The organism is Malacoplasma penetrans HF-2 (assembly GCF_000011225.1).
In the GTDB taxonomy this organism is placed as follows: domain Bacteria; phylum Bacillota_I; class Bacilli_A; order Mycoplasmatales; family Mycoplasmoidaceae; genus Malacoplasma; species Malacoplasma penetrans.
Window position 1 is genome coordinate 887,948 of the sequence record NC_004432.1, and the last position, 26,739, is coordinate 914,686.

The window sequence follows — 26,739 nt, forward strand, 5'->3', positions numbered from 1 at the left end:
TGATTTGTGATTATGAAAAACATTATTATGCAAATAAAAAAGATACTTGATTTATCTCAAGTATCTTTAATATTTAGATTGATTTAAAACTACTTAAATAATCTGTTGTATACATCATCATATGTATCAACTAAAGTAATCTTAATTTTGCTTCTAACTTCTTCTGGAACATCATCAAGATATCTTTCATCTTCTTTAGGCATAAAGATATCATTAGCTCCACCACGATATGCAGAGATAGTTTTTTCTTTTACACCACCAATGATTAATACTCTTCCTCTTAAAGTAATTTCACCAGTCATTGCTACATTACTTGGGATCTTAACATTTTTAAGAGCAGATAAAATTGCAGTAGTTAGAGCAATTCCAGCACTTGGCCCATCTTTAGGGATTCCACCACTTGGAACATGGACATGTAAATCAATTTCTCCAAAGATTTTAGGATCAATTCCAAATTTAACAGCATTTGTTTTTACATATCCTAATGCTACATTTACAGATTCTTTCATTGTTTCTTTCAAGTTACCTGTAATTTCAATTTTCCCTTTTCCAGGAGCAAAAGTGGCTTCAATTGGAAGTAAGTCACCACCAGCAGTAGTGTAAGCCATTCCATTAACTACACCAGGCATATATTCTTTATCCTTTTTAGTGTAATCATAGATTTCTTTTTTAAGGTAGTATTTAACCTCTTCAACACCTATTGTTTGACTAGTAAGTTTTTCTTTTTGTTGTCTTACAACAAACTTTCTAGCAATTTGTCTAATTGCTCTTTCAACTTCTCTAACTCCAGCTTCTCTTGTATATCTTTTAATAATGTAACTTAAACCATCATCAGTAAATTTAAGTTCATCTTTTTTAAGAGCAGATTCAACTAAGATCTTTTTAACTAGATAGTTTTTAGCAATTGATAGTTTTTCATTTTCAGTATAAGAACTTAATCTAATAATTTCTAATCTGTCATGTAAAGGTTCTGGAATATTTTCTTCATAGTTTGCAGTAGCAATAAACAATACATTTGATAGATCGTAATCTTCTTCAATGTAGTTATCACTAAATCTATTGTTTTGTTCTGGATCTAAAATATCTAGCATTGCACTTGCAGGGTCACCTTTATGATCGCTTCCAAGTTTATCAATTTCATCTAATAAGAATACTGGGTTAACAACTCCAGCTTTACTCATAGCTTTAATAATTCTACCTGGCATTGCGCCAATATAAGTTTTTCTATGCCCTTTAAGTTCTGCTTCATCTCTCATACCACCCAATGAAACTTTTACAAATTTCTTTTTCAAAGCTTCAGCAATTGATTGAGCTAATGAAGTTTTCCCAACACCTGGAGGACCAACTAAACAAATAATAGAACCTTTTGCAGATTTAGATTTCATTCTAACTGCTAAATATTCAATAATTCTTTCTTTAACTTTTTCTAACCCATAGTGATTGTTATTCAATACATTTTCAACATCAGCCAATGAATCAACATCATCAGTTTTTTGTCAGTAAGGTAAATCAATTAATCAATCAATATATGTTTTAGACATTGAGTATTCATTAGAGTTACTAGAACTTTCTAATTTGTTTACTTCAGATAAAATTCTTTTCTTAATATGTTCTGGATAAGGATTATTTCTAACTCTATCTCTAATAGATTCAGCATCATCTTCTTTACTAGAAATATCACCTAATTCTTCTTTAATTGCTCTTACTCGTTCACGTAAGTAAAATTCTTTTTGTTGTTTAGAAAGATTAGTGTTAATCTTTTTTGAAATTTCAGAATCAATTTTTTGAGATACTCTCTCATCAATTGTGAAACTTAAAATTTTTTCAATTCTTTTAGAAAGACTTGGTTCTTCTAATAATTGTTGTTTTTCTTCTAAAGAAAATTTTAAAGCAATTGGTAATCAGTCAACTATAGTATGTCTATTTTCTTTTGAAAGAGCTAGATCTTTTTTAGGGAAGAAAGTTAAATTGTTTAATTCATTTTCAAATTTAGCATGTAGATCTTTAATTGCTTCTTCATTAGACTTACTAAGTTTAGTATCTTCTTCAATTTCTGAATAATCAGCATAAAAGAATTTAGTTTTAATTTCTCCATCTGATGCTTTTTCAGATAGCTTGTTAATTTTTACTCTTTTAATACCAGTGAAGATAATACTATAAGAACCATCTGGATGCTTGTTATCTATTTCAAATGAACAAAGTGTACCTACAGTAAAAATTTCATTTTTACTTGGAGAATCAATTGATGGGTTTTCTTGAGAAACAACTATCATGTTTTGTTTTTTCTCTTTACTGTCATTAATAGCAGCAATAGATTTTTCTCTTCCAATCTCAATTCTTATTTTTGTGTTTGGATAAAAAACTATTCCTCTAGTAACTAAAACATTAGCAATCTCTTTATTATTTGTTGTTTTTTCATTCTTCTTATTATTCATGTTCCCTCCTGAAATAATAGTATTGATAAAACCTAATACTTCATATTATACATAAAAAATTAGCACTTTAAATATTTAAGTGATAATTTTTTATACCTAGTATTTTAAACAAAAATAACTAAATTAAATTAATTAATTTAGTTATGTATAAAAAATTTATAATGGACTATTTAGCAGCTTTAGCTACTTGGTTTTTTAAGTATTCAAATACTTTTTTATCAAGTGCTTCTCTTTTAATAGAAGAGTAAACTGCAAAATCTTCTTTAATTTCTTTTTCTTTAGTATTTGAGTTAGCTGCAATTTCTTTAATTTCTTTTTCAATATCTTCATTTGAAACAGAAATCTTTTCAACTTTAGAATATTGTTTTAAAGCAAACTTAACTTTTAAATATTCTCTTGCTTGGTTTTTTTCTTCTTCAATTAATTTTTCTTTAGTTAAAGCACCTCTACCACCATCAATCATTTTTACAAATTCATCAATGTTAACAACTTTACCAATTAAAGAAATCATTAATCTTGAAATAAAGATTTCAGCAACATTGTTTACTAAACCTTCATGAATTTTAAGATCACTTGGAACCATTTTATTTAATTCAGTATAAAGAGCTGATTGAATTTGGTTATCAACTGTTCCATCTAATTGTTTTTGAAGCTCTGCTTCTAAATGTTTTTTGTATTCTGCTACTGTATTAACATTTTTTAAATTTAAAGATTTAACAAATTCATCATCAAGTTTTGGAGTTTCAACTTCATTAACAACATGAACTGTTACTTCAAATTTAGCTTTCTTTCCTTTTAAATTAGCAACATGGTAATCTTTTGGAAAAGTAACATTTACATCTTTTTTATCTCCAGCTTTTAAGCCAACTAATTGTTCTTCAAAGTTATCAATAAAAGATTTAGAACCCAATTTAAGTTCATAGTTTTTAGCTTCTCCACCTTCAAATGCAACATTGTCAACATACCCTTTAAAATCAATGATTACAATATCATTTAATTTTGCAGCTCTTTCTTTTACAGACATAGTTTCATTTTTAGCTAATTCTTTTTCAATTGCTTGATCAACCATTTGTTTGTTTACTTTTGACTCAATTTTTTCAATTTTAATATCTTTAACATTTTTAACTTTGAATTCTGGGTACTTACCAAAAGACATTGTAAAAGATACTGTTTTATTTAGAACATTATTGCTATTATTTGGTTTTGAAGTAACTGGATCAAAATCACAAATTTCATCAGCCATTTTTTTGAATTCATCTTGATCAATAATTCAATCTTCAATTCTTTCTCTAGCTGAACTTAAAGCATTAACAAAGCAAACTGGCATATTAATATTTTTCTTAGCGATTTCTAAAGGAACTTTTCCAGGTCTATATCCTGGCATCTTTAAATTTTTAGATGCTTTTAAAATTTCTTTATCTAAAAATTCATTTCATTTCTTTTCAGATAAATCAATTTCAAAACTTACTAATTCCTTTTCATTTTTAACAGATGTAATTTTCATATATTCTCCATTATTAAATTTAATTTAGATTTTTATATATCCTTAATATCTTAAATTAAAAATAAAATTTTAAATTACAAATTTTAAAATTATATAAAAAACTTTCATTGTTATTATCCAATGAAAGTTTAATAAGAAATTGGTTTACTTAGTAGCAAATTTTCTAGTTTTAATAAAACTATTTCATTTTATTGGTTTAAATAATTTATTTGTCATTCTTTCATCCACTGGAGTTTGTTTTTTAATAACAAAGTAATTTACCACTGGGAAAGCAATACATCAAATAAACATTAATCAGAATAAAATTGCATCATATTTTGTATATCAAGCATCTCCATTAGAGAAGAATAATCCTGAGCTACTTACTCTATTAGCATTAACAATTGCTAAATAAATGTTGTTGTAGAACATTACATATATAAAGACCATGATTATTAATACAGAAGCAACACTTGCTGTAAATACATACCCTTTAACTCTCTTACATTGTTTTTTAGTATATCTATCTTTAATCCCAATAATCATAGTATATGCATATACTAAGAAGAAAATTAAGATTGGAGCATTTGTAGCACTATCTAAAATTGCATCATTATTCATTACTACTGCTGGAATTCCAAAGAGAAGCATGTAGAAAAGAATTTGAATTAAGTATAAAACTAGTGTTCCTAAATTTTCTTTTTTATCATTTAGGTTTTCTAAGTTTTTGTAGAACATAATTTCTTTTGAAGCAATTAACCCTTCACAGCTTTTTAGTGAACCCATTTGAATTGCATTTACTACAAAGACTGCACTTAATGTAATAAAGACATTAACAATTATGTCTACTGTACTTGCTATTTTTGGGCTGTCTGGTAAAAATGATTGTAATATACCACTTACTGAGCTTTCTCCAGTTAAACCTGATCCTATTGAAATTAAGATGTATATAACAGAACTTATTATTATAGTTAGTAATGCTATAAAAGGAACATTCCTCTCAGGTTTTTTAACATCATTTGCAAGATTTCCTACAACTAAAAATGAGTCAAATGAGAATAGTACTGCTGGAAGTGCTGTAATTATTCCAGAAAAATTAAAGAATTGCATATCTGTAGTTGGATAAAAAGCACCTGGTGCTAAACCTGTTGTACCTTTATCAATTACATGAGAATCATTAACTCCAATTAATCCAACAACAATTGCTAGTGCTAGTGGGAACATTTTTATAATAGTTCCAACAAATTGAACTCTACTAGATAGTTTTAAAGCAAAGAAGTTTAAAGCTGTTAATCCTATAAATAAACAAAATCCTGCTAAAAATACTCAACCAAAGTGCATAGTAGCTGTTGGTCCATTAATAGCATTATTAATTGCTTTAAATAACCCTTCTAATGCAATTGATGGTAAACACGCTAATAATACTGAGTAGTAAAATCCTGAGTGTACAATTCTTGTGAAAAATCCTGGTTTTACTCCACCTAATACTTCTACTCATCCAGCTAATCCACTCTTATTCTGTTTGCTTGTAGCAATTTCAGAGAAAGAATAAGCTGCAAATAAAGAAATAATAGCTGCAATTACCCATGATAAAATCAATCCTCAAAAATTGAAATAATTAAATTCACCATTGCTTTCTGCAATTGCTTTCATTACACTACCATTTTTTAAAAAGATACCAATTCCAATGACTGAACCTAGGGTTATTGATAATGATGCTCAAAAACCTATTTTCTTTCCTGTTGCTAAGTCCATAAAAGTTTTTTCTTCCTCCTTTTCTATTTTTTGAAAATTATCATAATAAGATTAGACCCATCAACAATTAAGTAGGATTATAGGTTTAATATTTTTTGATTATTTTTTAATAATATTTATAAACTATTATTTAAATTAATAAAGTCTACCACAATTTATTTTTATAAATTGAAATTAATTAAAATTCATTTTCCGATTATTTCTATCAACTCATTTGTAGTTAAAGACAATATAAGTTAAACCAATTATTACAAAAATGATTTCTTGCAATACAAAAAATACTGAATAAATTGGGTTTCCAAAATTGATATCTGAACCTGAATCTAAATAATTTGTAAAGATTGCAAGATTTGGATTTAAATTAGTAACCCAAGAATAAACTGATACTCCAGTATTAAAAGGCAAAATAATTAAATACAAAGCATACATTAATGGATAAACAATGACTAATGCTGCAGTTTTAAAAATATTTCTATGACACTGAAACTTATAAGTTGTTTTCATTAAATAAATTGATAGTCATATAAAAGTTCAAGGTGTAACTATATGAATTCAAATTGTAGATATTTTCCCATAAATTGATATTGGAAAAGTATTAGTCAAAATAAAGTTAGGTAATAATATTAAACATCACACTGTAGTGACAATAGTAATGTATGTAGTTGCCATAATTTGAAATAAATTATTTTTAAATATTTGTCATCCTGGAAAAAATAATATTAAGGTAACAAATAAGAAAACTAACATATTACCTTGTAATGTAAAAAATGAAACAGTATAAAATCAAAAATTATTTCCCCAGTTATTTAATTGAGAATCACTATAATCAGAAATAAATAAAATTGGAATTAAAGGCAAATAAATAATTCACTCTAATAACAAAAGTAATCTTTTCTTAGAACCAATTCTAAATTGTCTTAATAAGAAATCTTCACTACTAAAAAATTTATTAACTTGATACTTAATAATTAATAAATCTATATTTTTAGAACAATTAACTATTATGAAAGTCAAAGAGAAGATAGGAATTAAATTAAGAAAAGGAAATAAACAATAAAATGGTTTAGCTTTTCTTTTAATATAAATAAATCCAATCTTAATACTATATAGATAAAAAAATAAGGTTCAAACAATAGCTAAATCAAAGACTGCTCTAATTACTCTTAAGTTAGCAGGAATCATTCCTAAATTTGCTCAATTAGTAACTGGATTACTTTCTCCAATTGGAGGCATTTGATCAGCACTATTACCAACTAAGTTTAATCTATCATTTATTACATAGTTTCCACTGTTTCCATAATATCCAAAAAAACCTGTAACTATTAGCAATATAGTAATTAAAAATAAACTTGATGATACAAAAGTATTTTTAATAAACTCTGATTTTAAATAATTATCAGGATGTTTCTTATTAAAAATAGATATAAAAAAATCTTTTAACTCACTTGATAAGTTAGAAGATCTAAAAATACTATTTTTGAAAATCAGATTTTTGTTTTTTATCATACACAAAAATTTTAATATTAGAGTTACTAAAATTTTTATATATTTTAATAAAAAATAAACAAGACAGATTAGCTTATGTCTTGTTTATTTTGCTATTATTTTGAAATTGTTTTAAAGTTTCTAACTCATGTAATTCCATCACTTGAAATTGCATTGTATGCTCTAATGTCATAAATATCTACTTTATTAGTTCCAACTATATTTGATATTCAATTAGTTTGATTACTTGCTTGTGAAGCATATTGAACTACCAAGTTACATATAATTTCATCTGCCACTTTGTAAGAATTAGTATCACTACTACTTGCACCAAGAGCAGTTTGTAAAGAACTTAGTGAATTAAAGTCACTTGCTTTTAATTCAATTGCATATGTTCCATATTTAGCAACTGAAGTTGCATCAGATGAATATGAATTAATTGTAGTAGTTGTACCACTTGTTGAAACACCAACATAGTTTTTAAATTGAGTAAATAACTGATCACTATCAGACATTGAATCAATTACAGCATTTAAATCTGCTTTCTTTTCATTTAATGATTTAGTAGTGTTTATAATTCCACTGAAGTTATATTTAGAATTAGTTACAGTATCTAAATTAGTTGCTAGTGTTGTTAAATTTGCTAGTGTAATAATATTTGATACTTCAGCTTTTAAGTTTTCTTTACTTGTGTATTGATAAAAAGCACCAGTAGTTCCAATATTGTAATCATATGGTTTTGTGAATAATGCATTAGCAACATCTGAAGGTAAACTATTAGATGAAGATAATTGTAATCCCATAAATCCAACATTTACAGAATTTGTAGAACTACCATTCATTGTAGTTAAGTTATTAGAAGTAGAAGAAAAATAACTTGTATTAATGCTTGATTGGTAAGAAGCATTAGTTTCTAAATTATAAGCATTTGCTGTAGCATTTGAATTTGATCCACCACTTGATGAACTATTATATGGACTTTTACCTACATAATTACCATAAATTGCATTATTAGTGTTTATTGATAAATTTTCTTGAGTAACTAAACTTTGAGAAGTTGGAGTTGTGTAACTACTTGTAGTTTTTAAAGCACCAACATTTGTATTGGTAGAATTTTGTCATGCAACATAAGCTTTTTCATTTCCTATATAACTTCTCATATATTGTAAGAAGTTAGATAAATCAGTTCCTAATAGATATTTAATACTTGCAACTGTTCTATATAAAGTATTGTAATTAGATGCTTGAGTAGAAGGATCTAAAGCATTTTTATCATTTCATAAATCCCAACTATAATCTCTAATATTTTTTAATAGATTTGTAGCATTATTACTTGTAGTTATAGATGAAACAGTTTTAGTATTAGTAGTTGCCCCAAAAGAAAATAAACTATTAGTTTCTCCAATATAGTTGCTTAAGAAAAAGAAATTATAAAGTGCACTTTGTAAATAATTTTGTAAGTCTGTTATTGAAGAATTACCAGAAGAAGAGAAAGGATTAGTAGAACTTAAATTAAATGTGTTGTAATTGTTATTATTTGATGTAACAGAATAAAAATTACTAATATAAGAAGTTAAAACTGGATTTTGAATTTCAGCAGATACATAACTAGTATTTGATAATACTGAAGTCATTGCAGCATTTACATAATAATTATCTGAATATAAGTATTGTGTGTATCTATTGTAATCAGCATCTTGTTTATTAATTGCATTGACCACTGCATTTATAGTAGATAATACTTGAGCATATAATGAAGTAGTAGTGCCACTACTGCTAGATGATGTGTTAGCATTTTTTGTTGTTGAAGTAGCAACATATGGATTACTAGCAGTTGAAGCTAACATTGCATTTTCATAAAAGATATTAGGATTTACATAGTTGTTTTTAGCATCATCTATTGATCCATATGCATAGTTAAAATTAGATGCAAAACCATTACTATAAACACTATATCCATAATTTTGGTTGTATGTCTTTTTAGCAGCATACATTTTTTCTGCAGCTGAATAAATATTGTTGTAGTAAGTTAAAGCTGGTGTGAAAAATGAGATAGCCTTAGCTAATGCTTGATCACTTACACTAATATCACTTAATTCAAACATTGTTTGTCTACCAAGAGAAGTTCCATCAATTCCTGTTTGTGAACTATCATTTGCATATTGATAAATTAGTCAATCAATATTAGAACTAAAGAATGTTGATAACTCTGAACTTAAATCTATTGTAAAGTTGGAATGTCCTTGATTTCCCATGAAGTATCTATACAATACAACATTAGCTGCTTTTACTTTTTTATCATTTACTGTTGTAGCCTTTTCTATTAAAGTGCTTCCATCAATTGAAGCTGCTTCAACACCTGTAGAACTTCTAAAGAACATAAACTTATCTAAAGAATTGGTAGAATTGTTAGATGATGTACTACCATCAACTTTTACAGTACCTGGAATAAAATTATCTATCACATACAAATCACTATTAGCCACACTACTTAAAGAACCTGTTGTTTTAATAATGTTTGAAATATAAGACTTATCTAATTTTAAATATGAAATATTTGCAGATGAACTTCCAGAGCTTGTTGTATAAAGAGAGCTAGTTGAAATGAAATTTGATGTAATGTTATCAAAAGAAGTTGTTGCAGTTAAATCTATATTATGTTTTATATTGTTACTTATATCTTGCAATTGTGAGTTACTAGAACCATTTGTTTTGCCAAGCACCCCATACAAGTAAGAAACTGCAGACGCATATTCTGCACTTTGATCATTAAAGATAGTGCTATTTTTTACAAATTTTAAAGTTGAATCACCATCGGTAAGTGATTTTTCAATATTTTTTAAACCTACATCAGTATCACTAGTTTCTATGAAATTAGACTTAGAAATAGCTTTAGTTAAAAATTCTCTAAATTTCTTAACAGTCCCTCCTGAAGTGTTAGTTCCATTTTCATTACCAAAATAAGGAAATGCATAACTCCCTGAATTTACAGTAGTTGTAGTACCACTATCACTATCAGAATCTCCACTATCACCAGATGAAGAATCATCATCTGCAGTTGGTGTTATTTCACTTGTAGAATTTGATCTTCTTGTTACAAAAGAACTTGTTGAAGAAGTACTTCCATCAGAAGACGAATCCCCTGAAGAGTCACCACTATTTGAATCACCATCTCCAGATGAACTATTAGTTGGGATTTTATAAAGTGAATTTATTCCATCAGATCCAATTGGTGTTGAATAATTTCATTGAACATTATCAACAATATAAGGATTTTCATATTCAACATATTTTTGATAAATGTAATCTTGGAATGCTGCAAATGATTTATTAGGTTCTGCATCTGCACTAGTGGTTAAATCAACTTTGTTATCAAATTTAAATTTTAAATTTGAATTTGTTCCATTAACTCCTGAAGTATTTTTTAATGCATTTAAAATATCATCCTTGCTTGGATAAACTTCTATGCTATTAGTTGATGTATCATAAACCGATAAAAAGAATGTAGAAAATAATTTATCAGTAAAAGTAGATCTAGCAAAAGAATATAATTGACTATTAATATAAGCTTCTTTTGTTCCACCATTTGGATCTAAAACTTCTTGTTGAAACTTAAGTTCTCAATTACTTCCATGAGTTTTTTTATAACTTTTTACTGAATCATTGTAACTGTTATTAATTGAATTTCTTTGGTTATCCAATAGTGTTTTATATTCACTATTGTTATTACCTAAATTAACTAATCAGTTATAAAGAATTCTGTCTACTACTGATTTTAAATAAGCAGACATCCCACTAGTTGACTGTAATGATTTTGTAGCAATACTAGAAAGTGAAAGATTACTAGTGAATTGATCACCAGTAACAATGTAAGAATTTTTAATTAATGTAGAACTTACCCCACAAGAAGAAGCAATTACAGGAATTACTCCCAATCCTAAAGTTCATCCATATTTTAATAATTTTCCTTTTTTGGTTTTATTAATAAATTTATTATTTATTCTTTTCATTGTAATCTTTCCTTTTGTATTACTTTTTTAAATTAAGAACTAGATTGGTCTTTATAATTTGATGCTCATCTTGAACCTAATTGGTTATTCAACCTAACATCATATACTGTTACTTTTCTATTGGTTGTAGTGTTTGTCAATAAACTTGATATTGCAGTTCCTTGGATTGAAGAATCTGTTGCTAGTTGAACTACTAAGTTTCAAAATACACTTCTAGCTTGTTTTTCTGCTTCAGAATTAGTTGCACTTGGTGTTGAAGGTGTTGAAGACGAAGTTGGTTTAGTAGCTGGATCACTTGTGCTAAAACTGTTTTTTAAATAATTGAAGAAACCACTAGCACCATTGTTATTAGCACCATTGTTATTAGCACCATTGTTATTGTTGTTTAAATCTACACTTGATAATTGAATAACAAATGATCCATAGTTCATGTTATTAACATTATCTTGTGAATCTTTATAGAAATTTCCTTCATTTATATAGCCATTTCTTGGTTTATAAGCATCTTCTGGAATTTTTGCAGTGTCATCAATCAATGTAGTTAATGAATCCACATCATTAATATTTGAAGTATCAATATTAAATAATTTTCCTAGTGTATTGGCAAATGCAGTTACTTGTGAACTAGAATAACTTCTAACTAATGTCTTTAAATTTTCTTTACTACTTGCATACCCATACAGTAACCCTGTTTTATTAGTGTTATAAGTTGTAGGAGTAGTGAATAATGTTGCTGTTAATAATGAAGAAATGTTAGAAGAAGATACATTAGTTTGGATTCCTTGGAAACTATTCATATCTGCAACATGTGTATAGTAGTTTGATGAAGTTGTAGAGTCTGTGAAAGTTGAATTATTATTGTTTTGATCTACATATGTATTTATATTAGATTTACTAGGGTAATATGCAGATGATTGGGAATTTGCATTATTAGTAATTAATAATTGCTTATCTGTAGTATCACCATACAACAACTTTGTAGCATCTGATAAATATTTATCAGTTCCAGTTGTACTTGATGAAGGGTTTTTAGCTATTGCTTTCCCAGTTTCTAAATTTGCATCAGAACTTCCTTCTCACACTAAGAATGATAAGTTACTATCACTATCTGATAATTTAGAAGATAGTTGGCTTATAAAATTTCTTCCATTACCTTCTAGTAAATAATCAATTGTTGCTAAAACAGTTAAAAATGAAACATAATTATCTGCACTAGAACTAGTATAAGTTAGATTGCTATCTACTCACATATTTCTTCTGTAAGTATCAAAACTTGTATAAGAAATAGTTTGATAAGTAGATTTAGTACTATCACTATAATCTGTGTTTACTGTTTCTTTTAATCTAGTTCATTTATTAGAGCTACTACTAAATGTTGAATTGAAGAAGTAATTTGATAATGCACTATTAATATAATCTTTATCATCTGAACTTGATCCAGTTACAGAACTTGTGAAATTTTTAAGTTCATATGAATCATAGTCCATATAATCAGTGCTTGTTAAAGCATTTGCATGATTTGTATTAAATGCATCTATTAATATATTTTTCTTAATTAAATCACTCAATAAATTACCATCATTTCCAACCGCTAATATTGCTTGGTTTAAAAAGAAGTCATTTGTAAGAATATATTCACTATATTGAAAACCAGCAAAAGAAGAAGTTAAAGGACTAATAGATAATGAGCTAACATATGCAGAAATACTTTCATTTAGTTTTTTATAAATTCCACTATTTGTGTCATATGGATCAGTAGTGAAGTAACTATTGATTGCAGTGTCACTAAATGGGTTTTCTAATTTCAAAGTACTTAATTGTTTGTAGTATCCAATTGTTGCTGCAGTTGAAGTTGTTGTATTTGCACTTGCACTATTTGTGAAAGTATAAGGGAATTGTGAAGCAAAACCATTTAATACAGTTTTAGTTCCATAATTTCCAGAATATGTAGCTTTGTTAGAATATACAGCTTCTTGGTAAGTTTCAACTCTTTGATATCTATCAACAATATATAAATATGTTGTTAAATCATTTAAAGCATTTTTTTCACTTTGACTTAGAAAGTTAAAATCAAATAGATTTTGAGTTGTTTGTGAAGTTGCATATTTATAAACTAATCAATCTTTATTATTAGTAAAGAATGTACTTAAACTAGAAGATAAATCAATTGATAACCCTGCATTAGAATTTGTTTTATTTTGTAAGTGTCTATATAAAACAACATTACCAGCTCTAGTTTTTGCATCACTTAATGTTGTTGCTTGTGAAATATATTTTTCACCATCTAAAGTAATTGCATAAACACCAGTTGAGTCTCTTAAAAATAAAACATTATTTAGTCCATTGTTAGATGGAATGAATGCATCAATAGCAAATAAACCATTTGCTGTTTGGTAACCATTAGATGAACCTCCACTTCCACCACTACTTGTAGTTAAACTACTATAAGCCCCAGAAGATAATATTTTCTTAACTAAACTATCTGCTATTTGAGTATAGGGAATATAAGTTGATGTAGAAGTATTTGAATTAGATCCAGTAGAACTTAAAGTTGAATTCTTTAATGCTTCTTTATCAGAAACTATAAAGTTAGAAGTAATAGGGTCTAATGATCCTGTTGTTGTAGTTGCAGTTGCTCTAGTTAACTTACTTCTTTCAGTGTAATCAATTCCAGTTGTAGCAGAACCACTTCCACTAGAACCTGAACTAGCAACAGTAAAAGCAGTATCAAACAGATATGTTGATCCTAGTGCTAAAGGAGCTTGTAAATCACTATAAGAACTAGTATTAATTACTAGCTTATAACTAGCAGAAGTATCATCAGAATATAAACCAGTTCTATTTAAATTTGTTAATCCTAAATCAGCAGCTTTAGAACCAGTATCAATATATACATTTGATGTAGATGCATTACCAACAAAGTTTTGGTATTTTAAAACACTACTATTTGTATCATTAGTTTTTGTGTTATTAAAGTATGGGAAAGTATAACTTGCAGATGCAGTAGTACTAGTTGCTGACATCCCAATTGCATCTTTATCATAAATTGCATCCAATCCTTCTTCAGGGTTTGAATAACTTCATTGAAGATAGTTAATCATGAATGGGTTTTCAGATTGAACTCATTGATCAAAAATAAATTTTTGGAAGTTTGCATATTCAGTAGCAACATAAGTATCTACAGATTTATTAAGAGCTTTTGAAGAGAAAGAAAACTTGTATGAACCAGAAGTGTTAGAACTATCTTCTAATGCTTGTTGAAGAATCTCAACTGTTGGATTTACATAGTTACCATTACTATCAGTTACTGATAAATATAAATTAGCAAAAAGATCAGTTGAGAAAGTAGAGCTTGCTCAATCCAATCATTTTTGTCTTTTTCAAGAATCTTCAGTTCCACCATTTGGATCTAAAGTATCTTGTTGAAATTTTAAATTAAAGTTACTTCCTTCACTTTTTCTAGAAGAATCATAAGTGTCTTTTCAGTCATCATTAATAGTTTTAGTTTGAGTATTTAAAATTCTAGAATACCCAGCTCTTTCACTTGATTGACTAGATGAACCTGATAAATGATTATATCAATTGTAAATTGCTTGATTTACTAATTGAGATAATCATTTTTTATTACCAGTACTAGTTGTTAAAGAATACTTCACAACATCAGCTAATGAAGTGTTAGAAGCAATGTTTAAACCATTTCCCTTGCTTACAAGTTCATTTAATAAATCACTTGAAATTGAACTACAAGAAGTTAAAACAGCAGGTACAGTAATAACTCCACCAACTGTAAATAACATAGACATTAATTTTCTAATATTCTTTCTTTTCATAATCTATACCCTTAACTTCCATTAACTACTTGATGAAGAATCCCCACTACTGCTATCACCTGATGAACTAGATGAAGATCCATTTGTAACTTTTCAGTTCTCTAATCATTGTGGTCCAAGAGATGTGAATAGTCTTACATCATATGCATTAATTTTACCCTGTGAAGCAATGATTAAATTTAAGATAGTACTTTGTAAAGTTGTATTAACTGCTTGCTGAACAACTAAGTTAGAGAAAATATCATAAGCATTTTGTTCTTGTGTTGGAGTACCTGAAGAACCTGTAGTTCCATTATTATTTTTTAGAACAGTAATAAAACTATCTAATGATGATAAGTTGCTATTATTTATTTGAATAACATATGAAGAGAATTGAGTTGTAGGATTAGCTGAATCTGTAATAAATCCTTTATTATTGTTTTCTGAAGTTTCAGTGCCATTTACAATTCCATTTCTTGCTTGGAAAACTTGAGAAATACTTGTTGAAGAATTATATTTTAAATTAGTCAAAGCAGTAACTATTCTTTCTTTCTTTTGATTTAAAGATAACTTCTTATCATCTGCAACTTGTTTTAAAGATGATTGTTTTAGTTTTGATGCTAAATCATTTGCAATAGTATTAATAGAACTAATGTTAGTTATATTTTGAACATAACTAATTAGTGAGTCATAACTATCACCATATCCATACAAGATTCCAGTGCCATTAGGATTGTCTGTTGATAAGTTGGTAAAGATTCTATCTGTAATTAAAGAATTCATAGAATTAGTAGAATTTGTTTGTAATCCCAAGAAACCTAACATACCACTAGAAACTGTATAGTAGTTTGTAGCAGTAGTTGAATCTTGATAAGAAGATTTTCCACCAATATTAGGGCTTGAAACATCTGTTCAATTATTTTTGTTTAAATCTGTTTCATAAGTAATAGTTAAATTACCACTTGTAGTATATAAATTTTCTCCACCTATATATGAAGAAACAAAGTTATTATTAACATTTCTTTTTAATACACTAGCACTTAATAGTTGAGTAGCATCTGTTCCAGCTTGTTTTTCTAAAACTTCATTTTGAGAAGTTTGTCATGCAACATATGCAGTTGAACCAATTGTTACTTGAGTAGATAAATAATTTAAAAAGTAACTAGCATTATTTTCTATCATATATACAACTGAAGCTACAGTTGTATATAAACTTAAATAGTTTGAAATAGCAGTTGAAGTTAATACTTGGTTTTCTTGTTTTCAAAGTTTGATTTTATAATTTTTTAATTCTTCTTTTTGGTTGTTAACTGCTCCTGTTTGAGCTTCAATAACTTTGTTTCAAGCTAAACTTTCAGTAACCCCAAATTTTAATCATTTAACTGTATTCGAATCAAATGAAGAATTAAAAAAGAAATTAGACAGACCATAATTTAAATAATCTTTTATGTCTTGTGATCCCACTGATGCACTTTTAAACTGTAATGTTGAATCATCAAAATATGAACTTACATAACTTTTTAAATAATTAAGTTTAACTAAATTTTGTAAATCTGAACCCTCAGCTCCAAAAGCTATAAGAACAGTATTAACATAGTAAGAATTTGAGTAAATATATTGTGAATATCTAAACCCTTCAAATGACACATTACTTAATGCTGTTAAAGTATTTGTTAATGTAGTAATAGATGATTTTAAACTAGTATTTGAAATATATGTAGATCCATCATAGTTGTTAGTAGGTGCAGTTTGACCATTTGCAACTGTAGCAAAAGGATCTTTAACTATACTAGCTGTTGCTGCAACTTGGAAAGAAATAACAGAGTTTGAATCATATTTTGTAGCATCTGCATCTGTGAAAGATTCATAAGTTCAAGGAGCTGCTAATCCATTTTTATATACATCAATTCCATAGTTTGCACTATATGTGCTTTTACCATTATATAAAGCTTTGTTGTAATCATCTACTTTTGTATAATATGAAACTTCATGCAAATAATTATTAATTGCAGTAGCTAATGTTTTTTCACTGTCACTTAAAGAAGTTAGAGAAGACATCTCAAATAGATTTTGTCCTTCTGTTTGAGCATAGTTATAAATTAATCAAGTAAGATTATTTGTATAAAAAGTTTTTAGTTCACTTTGAACATCAACTGCAAAACTATAGTCACTTTCATTAGTGCTTTTATTAGTTAAGTTGTTGTATAGTGATCTAAATAAAACAACTTGTCCTGCTCTTTTTTTCTTTTCAGAAACACTTAGTGTTGAAGTTTGATTACTTGAACCATTAATAAAATAATAACCATCAATAGTTATTGCATGAACCCCAGCAGAGTTTCTTAAAAGCATGAAATTAGTTAAATTGTTATCACTGGGAATAAATGAATCTACGACATATAATTTATTGTCTCTTAAACCATTCAATTTACCATTTTTAGTAATTATCTGATTAACATATGAAGAATCTAAATCTAATTCATAGTTTTTCCCACTTGAACCTGAAAAAATATCTGTTTGAGAAACAAATTGTTTTGTTATTAAATCTAACCCTGTTGTTGTATCTGGATCTAAGTTACTATTGTTAATTGTTCCAATAGCTTTTTGAATATTGCTATCTATTGAATCTATGCCATAATGTGTAGAACTATTAGTTGCATCTGCAGAATATTCAAAATTTGTATTACCATCTGTAATACCATTATTTCTTCAGAACAAGTAGCTACTAGCAGCAGCAAATTCTATATATAGATCACTATATATAGAAGTATTTTTAGCAAGAATATAAGTTGACGAGTCATCTGTATAAGAATTTGGAATATTTAATAATCCATAACCGTTAGTATCATAAGAAGATTTAAAAGGAATTTTAACTTGTGTTCCAGAACCTCCACCTGAACCACCATTACCAGTAGAAGGCAAAGTAACATTTGTATCAGTTGCTGAATTTGCTGAATTAACAAAATTTGCAAACTTAGTTAAAGTCCCTGTTGCAGAAGTTGAAGAAGTTGATGAATCATTACCAAAATATGGATAAATATAGTTTCCGGCATTTGCAGTAGTAGTTGATCCTGAATCACTATCTGAAGATGAATCATCACTTGAATCATTTTCAGTAGTTGTAGTACTTTCAGCAAATGTATAGTATTGGTCAATACCTTGAGTTGGAGTACCATATTTTCATAATGACATATCAACAACATATGGGTTTTCAATTTGCACATATTGATCTCAAATGTATTGCATGAACTGTGCATATTCTTTGTCATAGTCATTTGTATTAGTAGTTGGAACTGCAAATTTAAACTTTTGGCTTTGCAATGCAGTATATAAATCACTTACAGTTTTTGAACTTAATTGACTTTGATCAACAATATTACTATTTGCATCTTCATAAGTTAAATAATCTGTATTAAATAAATAAGTTTCAAATTGACTAGTAGCTCATGAATGTCACTTATCTTTTTTATAAGCATCTTCAGTTCCACCTACTGGATCTAAAACTTCTTGTTGAAATTTTAAAGCTCAAGAACTTCCATGAGTCTTTTTATAAGAATCTACTAAATCTTTATAATCTTCATTAATTTGAGCTCTTTGATTATTATATGAGTTAGAAAAGCTAACATTTGAAGTTTGACTTAATTTATATAATCAATTAAGAATTAAGTCATCTGCAATTGTTTGCATATATTCTTTCATTCCAGTATCACTATTTAATGCATTATCTGCAAAATTACTTAAAGTAGTATTAGAAGATAAAGCAGAACCATTTCCTTTAGAAACAGTTCTAGAAATTAAAGTACTAGAAGAAGAACAAGAAGATAAAACAATTGGTGTCACACCAAATGCAAGCAAACCTAAAGCTTTAAAAGCTTGTTTTTTGTTTTTTATTTTTTTCATCTTAAAACCAAATATTTAATATTATAGTAGAATTTCACAAAACAATATAATAATATATCATACACAAATATAAAAAGATTTTAATAATAAAAAATGTTGAAAAATAAAAAAAGATAAGAGTTTGTCTCTTATCTTTTAAAAAAAATTAACTTTAAATCTTTTTATTTAGATATTGTTTTAAAGTTTCTAACTCAAGTAATTCCATCACTTGAAATTGCATTGTATGCTCTAATGTCATAGATATTAATTTTGTTGTTTCCAACAATATTTGAAATTCAATAAGTTTGATTATTTGCTTGTGAAGCATATTGAACAATTAAGTTACATATAATTTCATCTGCTAGTTTGTATGACTCTGCATTTCCACTACTTGCACCAAGTGCAGTTTGTAATGAACTTAAAGAATTAAAGTCACTTGCTTTTAATTCAATTGCATATGTTCCATATTTAGCAACTGAAGTTGCATCAGATGAATATGAATTGATTGTAGTAGTGCTACCACTTGTTACAGAATTTCCAACATAACCTTTAAATTGTTTGAATTCTTCTTCACTTAATGAATCAACTACATTAATTAAATCAGCTTTCTTTTCATTTAAAGATTTAGTACTATTTATAATTCCAGTAAGGTTATGAGCATAGTTTGTTAATGAATCTAAATTAGTAGCTAATGTTGTAAGGTTAGCTAATGTAATAGTATTTGTAATTTCTGATTTTAAATTTTCTTTAGTACCATATTGATAATACACACCAGTAGTTCCAATATTATAATCATATGGTTTTGTAAATAATGCATTAGCTACATCTGAAGGTAAACTATTTGATGAAGATAATTGTAATCCCATAAATCCTGTATTTACTGAAGAGTTAGATCCTCCACCACTACTTCCATTACTAGTAAATGAATTAGAAGTTATTGAAAAATAACTTGTATTAATACTTGATTGATAAGAAGTGTTTGTGTCTAAGTTATAAGCATTAGCTGGACTTGAAGTTGATCCTCCACCACTTGAAGAAGAAGTGTAAGGGCTCTTACCAACATAGTTACCATAAATTGCATTATTAGTATTTATTGATAAATTAGATTGTGTTATTAAACTTTGAGATGTTGGCGTTGTATATGTAGTTGTTCCAGTTTTCAAAGCACCAACATTTGTATTCTCAGAATTTTGTCATGCAACATATGCTTTTTCATTACCTACATAACTTCTCATATATTGTAAGAAGTTAGATAAATCAGTTCCTAATAGATATTTAATACTTGCAACTGTTCTATATAAAGTATTGTAATTAGATGCTTGAGTTGATATATCTTTAGAGTTGTTATCATTTCAAAGATCAAAACTATAACTTCTTATATTTCCTAAAAGATTTGTTGCATTATTACTTGTTGAAATTGAAGAACTGCTTTTAGTATTTGTAGTTGCACCAAATGAAATTAAACTATTTGATTCACCAGTATAATTGCTTAAGAAAAAGAAATTATACATAGCATTTTGTAAGTATGTTTGGAGTTCACCTGTGCTAGTACTATCAGAAGAATTGCTGGTACTAAAAGGATTTGCTGATAAAGAAAAACTATTTCTATTACTTCCATTTGTTACTGAATAAAAACTACCAATATAGTTATTTAAAATAGGATTTTGAATTTCTGCAGATACATATCCAGTATTAGATAATACTGAAGTCATTGCTGCATTTACATAATAGTTAGTTGAATATAAATATTGAGTGTATCTATTATAATCTGCATCTTGTTTATTAATGTTGCTAACAACACTACTTATGCTATTTAGTACTTGTTGGTATAAAGAACCACTAGTGCCTGATGACCCTGTAGTAGCATTAACATTTTTAGAAGTTGCAGTTGTTAAATAAGGGCTATTTGCAGTCGCTGCAACTAATGTGTTTTCATAAAAAATATTTGGATTTACATAATTGTTTTGAGCGTCAGTAGATTGTCCATAGTTGTAATTAAAGTTTGAAGCTAACCCATTACTATAAACACTATATCCATAATTTTGGTTATATGTCTTTTTAGCAGCATACATTTTTTCAGCTGCTGAATAAATATTATTGTAATAAGTTGATGCTGGAACAAAGAATGAAATTGCTCTAGCTAATGTTTGGTCATTTGCACTGATTTCACTTAAGTTAAACATTGTTTGAGAAGTTGAAGTTCCATCAATACCTGCAAAATTAGTTCCTTCATTAATATATTGATAAATTAATCAATCTATATTTGAGCTAAAGAATGTTGATAATTCTGAGCTTAAATCTATTGTGAAATTTGAGTGACCCTCAGAGCCCATAAAGTATCTATATAAAACAACATTAGCAGCATATGCTTTTTTATCTTTTACTGTTGTTGCTTTTTCAATTACTGTACTTCCATCAATTGATACAGCTTCAACTCCTGTTGAACTTCTAAAGAACATGAATTTATCTAAAGGGTTTCCAGTAGCAGTTGAAGAACTGCTAGTCTTTATAGTTCCTGGAATAAAGTTATCAACGACATATAAGTTATTTGAACTTAAAGCACTTAAAGAACCATTGGGATTAATAATGTTAGAAAGATATTCTTTTGGTAACAATAATGAATTAATACTAGGTGTTGAACCACTTGAGCTTGTATATAAATTACTAGTTGAAACAAAATTTGAAGTAATGTAGTCTAAACCATTAGTAGCTGAAGTTAGATCAATATTGTGTGTAATTTGACCTTTTATATCAGTCATTTGTGATGTGCCATTAGTTGTACCATTTGTACTACTTAAAACACCATACAAATAAGATACAGCTGAAGCATACTCTGCACTTTGATCATTAAATATTGTACTATTTTTTACTAGTTTTAAAGTTGAGTCACCATCAGTATGAATCTTATCAATACTTTTTAAACCAGTATCAGTATTTGTAATATAGTTACTTGTAGTTGAAGAACCATTTAAGAAATTTACAAATTTAGTAACTGTACCATACGAACTGTTAGTACCATTTTCATTGCCAAAATATGGAAAAGCATAACTACCTGAATTTGCAGTAGTTGTTGTACTACTATCACTATCAGAATCTCCGCTATCCCCAGAAGAAGAGTCATCATCTGCAGTTGGTACTGCTTCACTTGTAGAATTTGATCTTCTTGTTACAAAAGAACTTGTTGAAGCTGTGCTTCCACCAGAAGATGAGTCTCCACTAGAATTTCCTGAAGAATCACCACTATTTGAATCACCTTCTCCAGATGAACTATTAGTTGGAATTTTATAAAGTGAATTTATTCCATCAGATCCACTTGGTGTTGAATAATTTCATTGAACATTGTCAACAATATAAGGATTTTCATATTCTACATATTTTTGATAAATGTAATCTTGGAATGCTGCAAATGATTTATTAGGTTCTTCATTTGCATCAGCAGTTAAATCAACTTTATTATCAAATTTAAATCTTAAATTTTGATTTGCATTTGTACCATTATTAGTAATTCCTGATGAATTTTTTAATGCATCCAAAATATTCTCTTTTGTAGGATAAATTACTACTTCATTTTTTGAAGTATCATAAATTGATAAATAAAAAGTAGAAAATAATTTGTCAGTAAAAGTAGATCTAGCAAAAGAATATAATTGACTATTTATATATGCTTCTTTTGTCCCACCATTTGGATCTAAAACTTCTTGTTGAAACTTAAGTTCTCAATTACTTCCATGAGTTTTCTTGTAAGACTTTACTGAATCATTGTAACTGTTATTAATTGAATTTCTTTTGTTATCCAATAGTGTTTTATATTCACTGTTGTTATTACCTAAATTAACTAATCAGTTGTAAAGAATTCTGTCTACTACTGATTTTAAATAAGCAGACATCCCACTAGTTGACTGTAATGATTTTGTAGCAATACTAGAAAGTGAAAGATTACTAGTGAATTGATCACCAGTAACAATGTAAGAATTTTTAATTAATGTAGAACTTACCCCACAAGAAGAAGCAATTACAGGAATTACTCCTAATCCTAAAGTTCATCCATATTTTAATAATTTTCCTTTTTTGGTTTTATTAATAAATTTATTATTTATTCTTTTCATTGTAATCTTTCCTTTTGTATTGTTTTTTAAATTAAGAACTTGATTGATCTTTATAATTTGATGCTCATCTTGAACCTAATTGGTTATTCAATCTAACATCATATACAGTTACTTTTCTATTGCTTGTAGTATTTGTTAATAAACTTGATATTGCTGTTCCTTGTACTGAAGAGTCTGTTGCTAGTTGAACTACTAAGTTTCAGAATACACTTTTAGCTTGATTTTCAGCATTGTTATTTGTTGTACTTGGTGTTCCAGGAGTTGCTGATCCATTTGGTTTAGTAGCAGGATCATTAGAGTTAAAACTTTGTTGTAAATAAGTGATAAAAGCATTTGTGCTACTTAAATTAGAACTAGATAATTGTAAAACATAAGAACCATAATTAACATTATTTACACTATCTGAAGCATCTTTATAAAATGTACCACTATTAATGTATCCATTTCTTGGTTGGAATGCAGCTTCAGGTATATTAGTTTTATCAGTTCTTATTATTGAAGCTAATGATCTACCATTAGTCACACTTGAGGTATCAATTCCAAATAATTTTGATATTGTACTAGCAAAAGCTACTGCTTGAGAATCAGAGTATTCTCCAACCTGATTTGCAAGTGATTCTCTATCACTAGCATATCCATATAATAATCCAGTTTTACTATCATTATAAGTTGTAGGGCTAGTAAACAATGTTGTAGTTAAAAATGAAGAAATGTTTGAAGAAGATGTATTTGTTTGAATTCCTTGGAAACTCTTCATATCTGCAACATGAGTATAATAATTTGATGAAGTTGTAGAATCTGTGAAAGCTGAATTGTTGTTATTGTTCTCTACATATGTATTGGTATTTGATTTACTTGGATAATATGCAGAAGATTGAGAGTTAGCAACATTTGTAATTGTGTATTTATTATCAGTTGAATCACCATACAATAACTTAGTTGCATCAGATAGGTAAGTAGCAGTGCTAGAAGTTGAAGAACCTGTTTTAGCTATATCCTTACCTGTTTCTAAATTACCATCTGAGCTTCCTTCTCAAACTAAGAATGATAAATTAGTATCACTATCAGATAATTTTGAAGATAATTGGCTTAAGAAATTTAAACCACCATTATCTAGTAAATAATCAATTGTTGCTAACACAGTTAAGAATGATACATAGTTATCAGCACTAGAACTTGTATAACTTAAATTACCATTTACTCACATATCTCTTCTATATGTATCTAGATTAGTGTATGAAAGTGTTTGGTAAGTTGATTTAGTTCCATCACTATAATCTGTGTATACAGGTTGCTTTAATCTAACTCATTTATTCGAACTACTATCAAATGTTGAATTAAAGAAATAATTAGATAATGCACTATTAATATATTGAGATACATCTTCACTTGAACTATTTGAATTCCCTACAGAACTACTATAACTTTTTACTTGATATGAATCATAATTCATGTAATCAGTACTAGTTAATGCACCACTATGTTTTTCTTGGATAGAACTTACTAATATATTTTTCTTAATTAAATCACTTAATAAATTACCATCACTGCCAACTGCTAATATAGCTTGGTTTAAAAAGAAGTCATTTGTAAGAATATATTCACTATATTGAAAACCAGCAAAAGAAGAAGTTAATGGATTTATGGACAATGAATTAACATAAGTTATAATACCATCATTTAATTTTTTATAAATTCCACTAGTTGTATCATATGGATCAGTTGTAAAGTAATTACCAACTGATGAATCACTTGTTCCAAATGGATTTTCTAATTTTAAAGTACTTAACTGTTTGTAGTATCCAATTGTTGCAGAAGAGCTATTTGCACTATCTGTAAAAGTATAAGGGAATTGTGAAGCAAAACCATTTAATACTGTTTTAGTTCCATAGTTACCAGAATATGTAGCTTTGTTAGAATACACTGCTTCTTGATAAGCTTCAATTCTTTGATATCTATCAACTATGTATAAATAATTTGATAAATCACTTAATACATTTCTTGCACTCTCACTTAAGAAGTTAAAATCAAAAAGTTTTTGATTTGATTGAGTAGTAGCATATTTATAAACTAATCAATCTTTATTGTTAGTAAAGAATGTACTTAAACTAGATGATAAATCAATTGATAGTCCTGCATTTGAATTTGTTTTATTTTGTAAGTGTCTATATAAAACAACATTACCTGCTCTAGTTTTTGCATCACTTAATGATGTTGCTTTTGCAATATAACTTTCACCATCTAAAGTTATTGCATAAACCCCAGTTGAGTCTCTTAAAAATAAAACATTGTTTAAGTTTGTATTAGATGGAATAAATGCATCAATTGCATATAGGCCATTGCTAGAATTATAGTTATTATTACTTCCACCTGTTGTACTTGTTAAACTTGTATAAGCATTATCAGATAATATCTTTTTAACTAGAGTATCAGCAATTTGAGTATGAGGTATATAAGTAGTTCCATTGCTTGGTGTACCACTAGCACTTAAAGTAGAGTTCTTTAAAGTTTCTTTATCTGCAACAATAAAGTTAGAAGTAATTGGATCAAGTGAACCTGTAGAAGTATTAGTACTTGCAGTTTTTGTTAACTTACTTCTTTCTGTGTAATCAATTCCTGTGGTTGATTGTTGTGAACCACTGCCACCGGTTGTAGAAGTAGTAAATGCTGTATCAAATAAATATGTTGATCCTAATGCTAAAGGAGCTTGTAAGTCGCTATAAGAACTAGTGTTAATTACTAACTTATAACTAGCTGAAGTATCATCTGAATATAAACCTGTTCTATTTAAATTTGTTAACCCCAAACTTATTGATTTAGTTCCAACATCTGCATAAGCATTTGCGGTTTTTGTACCATCATTAATAAAGTTCTCAAATTTTAAAACACTACTATTTGCATCATTTGTTTTTGTGTTATTAAAGTATGGGAAAGTATAACTTGCAGATGCAGTAGTACTAGTTGCAGACATTCCAATTGCATCTTTGTTATAAACTGCATCCAATCCACTTTCAGGGTTTGAGTAACTTCATTGAACATAGTTAATCATGAATGGGTTTTCAGATTGAACTCATTGATCAAAAATAAATTTTTGAAAACTTGCATATTCACTAGCTACATAGGTATCTACAGATTTGTTTAAAGCATTTGAAGAGAATGAAAACTTGTATGAACCAGAAGTGTTAGAACTTTCTTCTAAAGCTTGTTGAAGAATTTCAACTGTAGGGTTAACATAGTTACCATTACTATCAGTTACCGATAAATATAAATTAGCAAAAAGATCAGTTGAGAAAGTAGAACTTGCTCAATCCAATTATTTTTGTCTTTTTCAAGAATCTTCAGTTCCACCATTTGGATCTAAAGTATCTTGTTGAAATTTTAAATTAAAGTTACTTCCTTCACTTTTTCTAGAAGAATCATAAGTATCTTTTCAGTCATCATTAATAGTTTTAGTTTGAGTATTTAAAATTCTAGAATACCCTGCTCTTTCACTTGATTGACTAGATGAACTTGATAAATGATTATATCAATTGTAAATTGCTTGATTTACTAATTGAGATAATCATTTTTTATTACCAGTACTAGTTGTTAAAGAATACTTCACAACATCAGCTAATGAAGTATTAGAAGCAATGTTTAAACCATTTCCCTTGCTTACAAGTTCATTTAATAAATCGCTTGAAATTGAACTACAAGAAGTTAAAACAGCAGGTACAGTAATAACTCCACCAACTGTAAATAACATAGACATTAATTTTCTAATATTCTTTCTTTTCATAA

General features: G+C 27.7%; 8 protein-coding genes and 1 pseudogene. All 9 read right to left on the minus strand.

Translation table 4 applies throughout. The features are described 5' to 3' along the window. Window positions 1-89: 89 nt before the first annotated feature. Window positions 90-2,435 carry an endopeptidase La gene (lon, locus tag MYPE_RS03585; RefSeq protein ID WP_011077513.1) on the minus strand — a complete coding sequence of 782 codons (2,346 nt, stop codon included), beginning with the start codon at window positions 2,433-2,435 and terminating at the stop codon, window positions 90-92. A 166-nt stretch (window positions 2,436-2,601) separates the two neighbouring features. Next, window positions 2,602-3,939 carry a trigger factor gene (gene tig, locus MYPE_RS03590; protein ID WP_011077514.1) on the minus strand — a complete coding sequence of 446 codons (1,338 nt, stop codon included), beginning with the start codon at window positions 3,937-3,939 and terminating at the stop codon, window positions 2,602-2,604. Between the two features lie 144 nt (window positions 3,940-4,083). Then, complete coding sequence (locus MYPE_RS03595; RefSeq protein WP_011077515.1) at window positions 4,084-5,673, minus strand: APC family permease; 1,590 nt, start codon at window positions 5,671-5,673, stop codon at window positions 4,084-4,086. 174 nt (window positions 5,674-5,847) lie between these two features. Then, window positions 5,848-7,179, minus strand: coding sequence for a DUF1600 domain-containing protein (locus tag MYPE_RS03600; RefSeq protein WP_011077516.1), 1,332 nt, complete (start codon window positions 7,177-7,179; stop codon window positions 5,848-5,850). Window positions 7,180-7,274: 95 nt separating this feature from the next. Beyond that, window positions 7,275-11,168, minus strand: coding sequence for a DUF3713 domain-containing protein (locus tag MYPE_RS03605; protein WP_011077517.1), 3,894 nt, complete (start codon window positions 11,166-11,168; stop codon window positions 7,275-7,277). A 32-nt stretch (window positions 11,169-11,200) separates the two neighbouring features. Further along, on the minus strand, window positions 11,201-14,998 hold the full coding sequence (locus MYPE_RS03610) for a DUF3713 domain-containing protein (RefSeq protein ID WP_011077518.1): 3,798 nt from the start codon (window positions 14,996-14,998) through the stop codon (window positions 11,201-11,203). A gap of 21 nt (window positions 14,999-15,019) precedes the next feature. Further along, the gene (locus MYPE_RS03615; RefSeq protein ID WP_011077519.1) at window positions 15,020-18,874 is read right to left on the minus strand and encodes a DUF3713 domain-containing protein; all 3,855 of its coding nucleotides are present in this window, start codon (window positions 18,872-18,874) and stop codon (window positions 15,020-15,022) included. A gap of 161 nt (window positions 18,875-19,035) precedes the next feature. Next, entirely contained in the window at window positions 19,036-22,959 is a 3,924-nt protein-coding gene (locus MYPE_RS03620) for a DUF3713 domain-containing protein (RefSeq protein ID WP_011077520.1), read from the minus strand. A gap of 31 nt (window positions 22,960-22,990) precedes the next feature. Beyond that, window positions 22,991-26,737: pseudogene (locus MYPE_RS03625) on the minus strand (DUF3713 domain-containing protein). Window positions 26,738-26,739 lie beyond the last annotated feature (2 nt).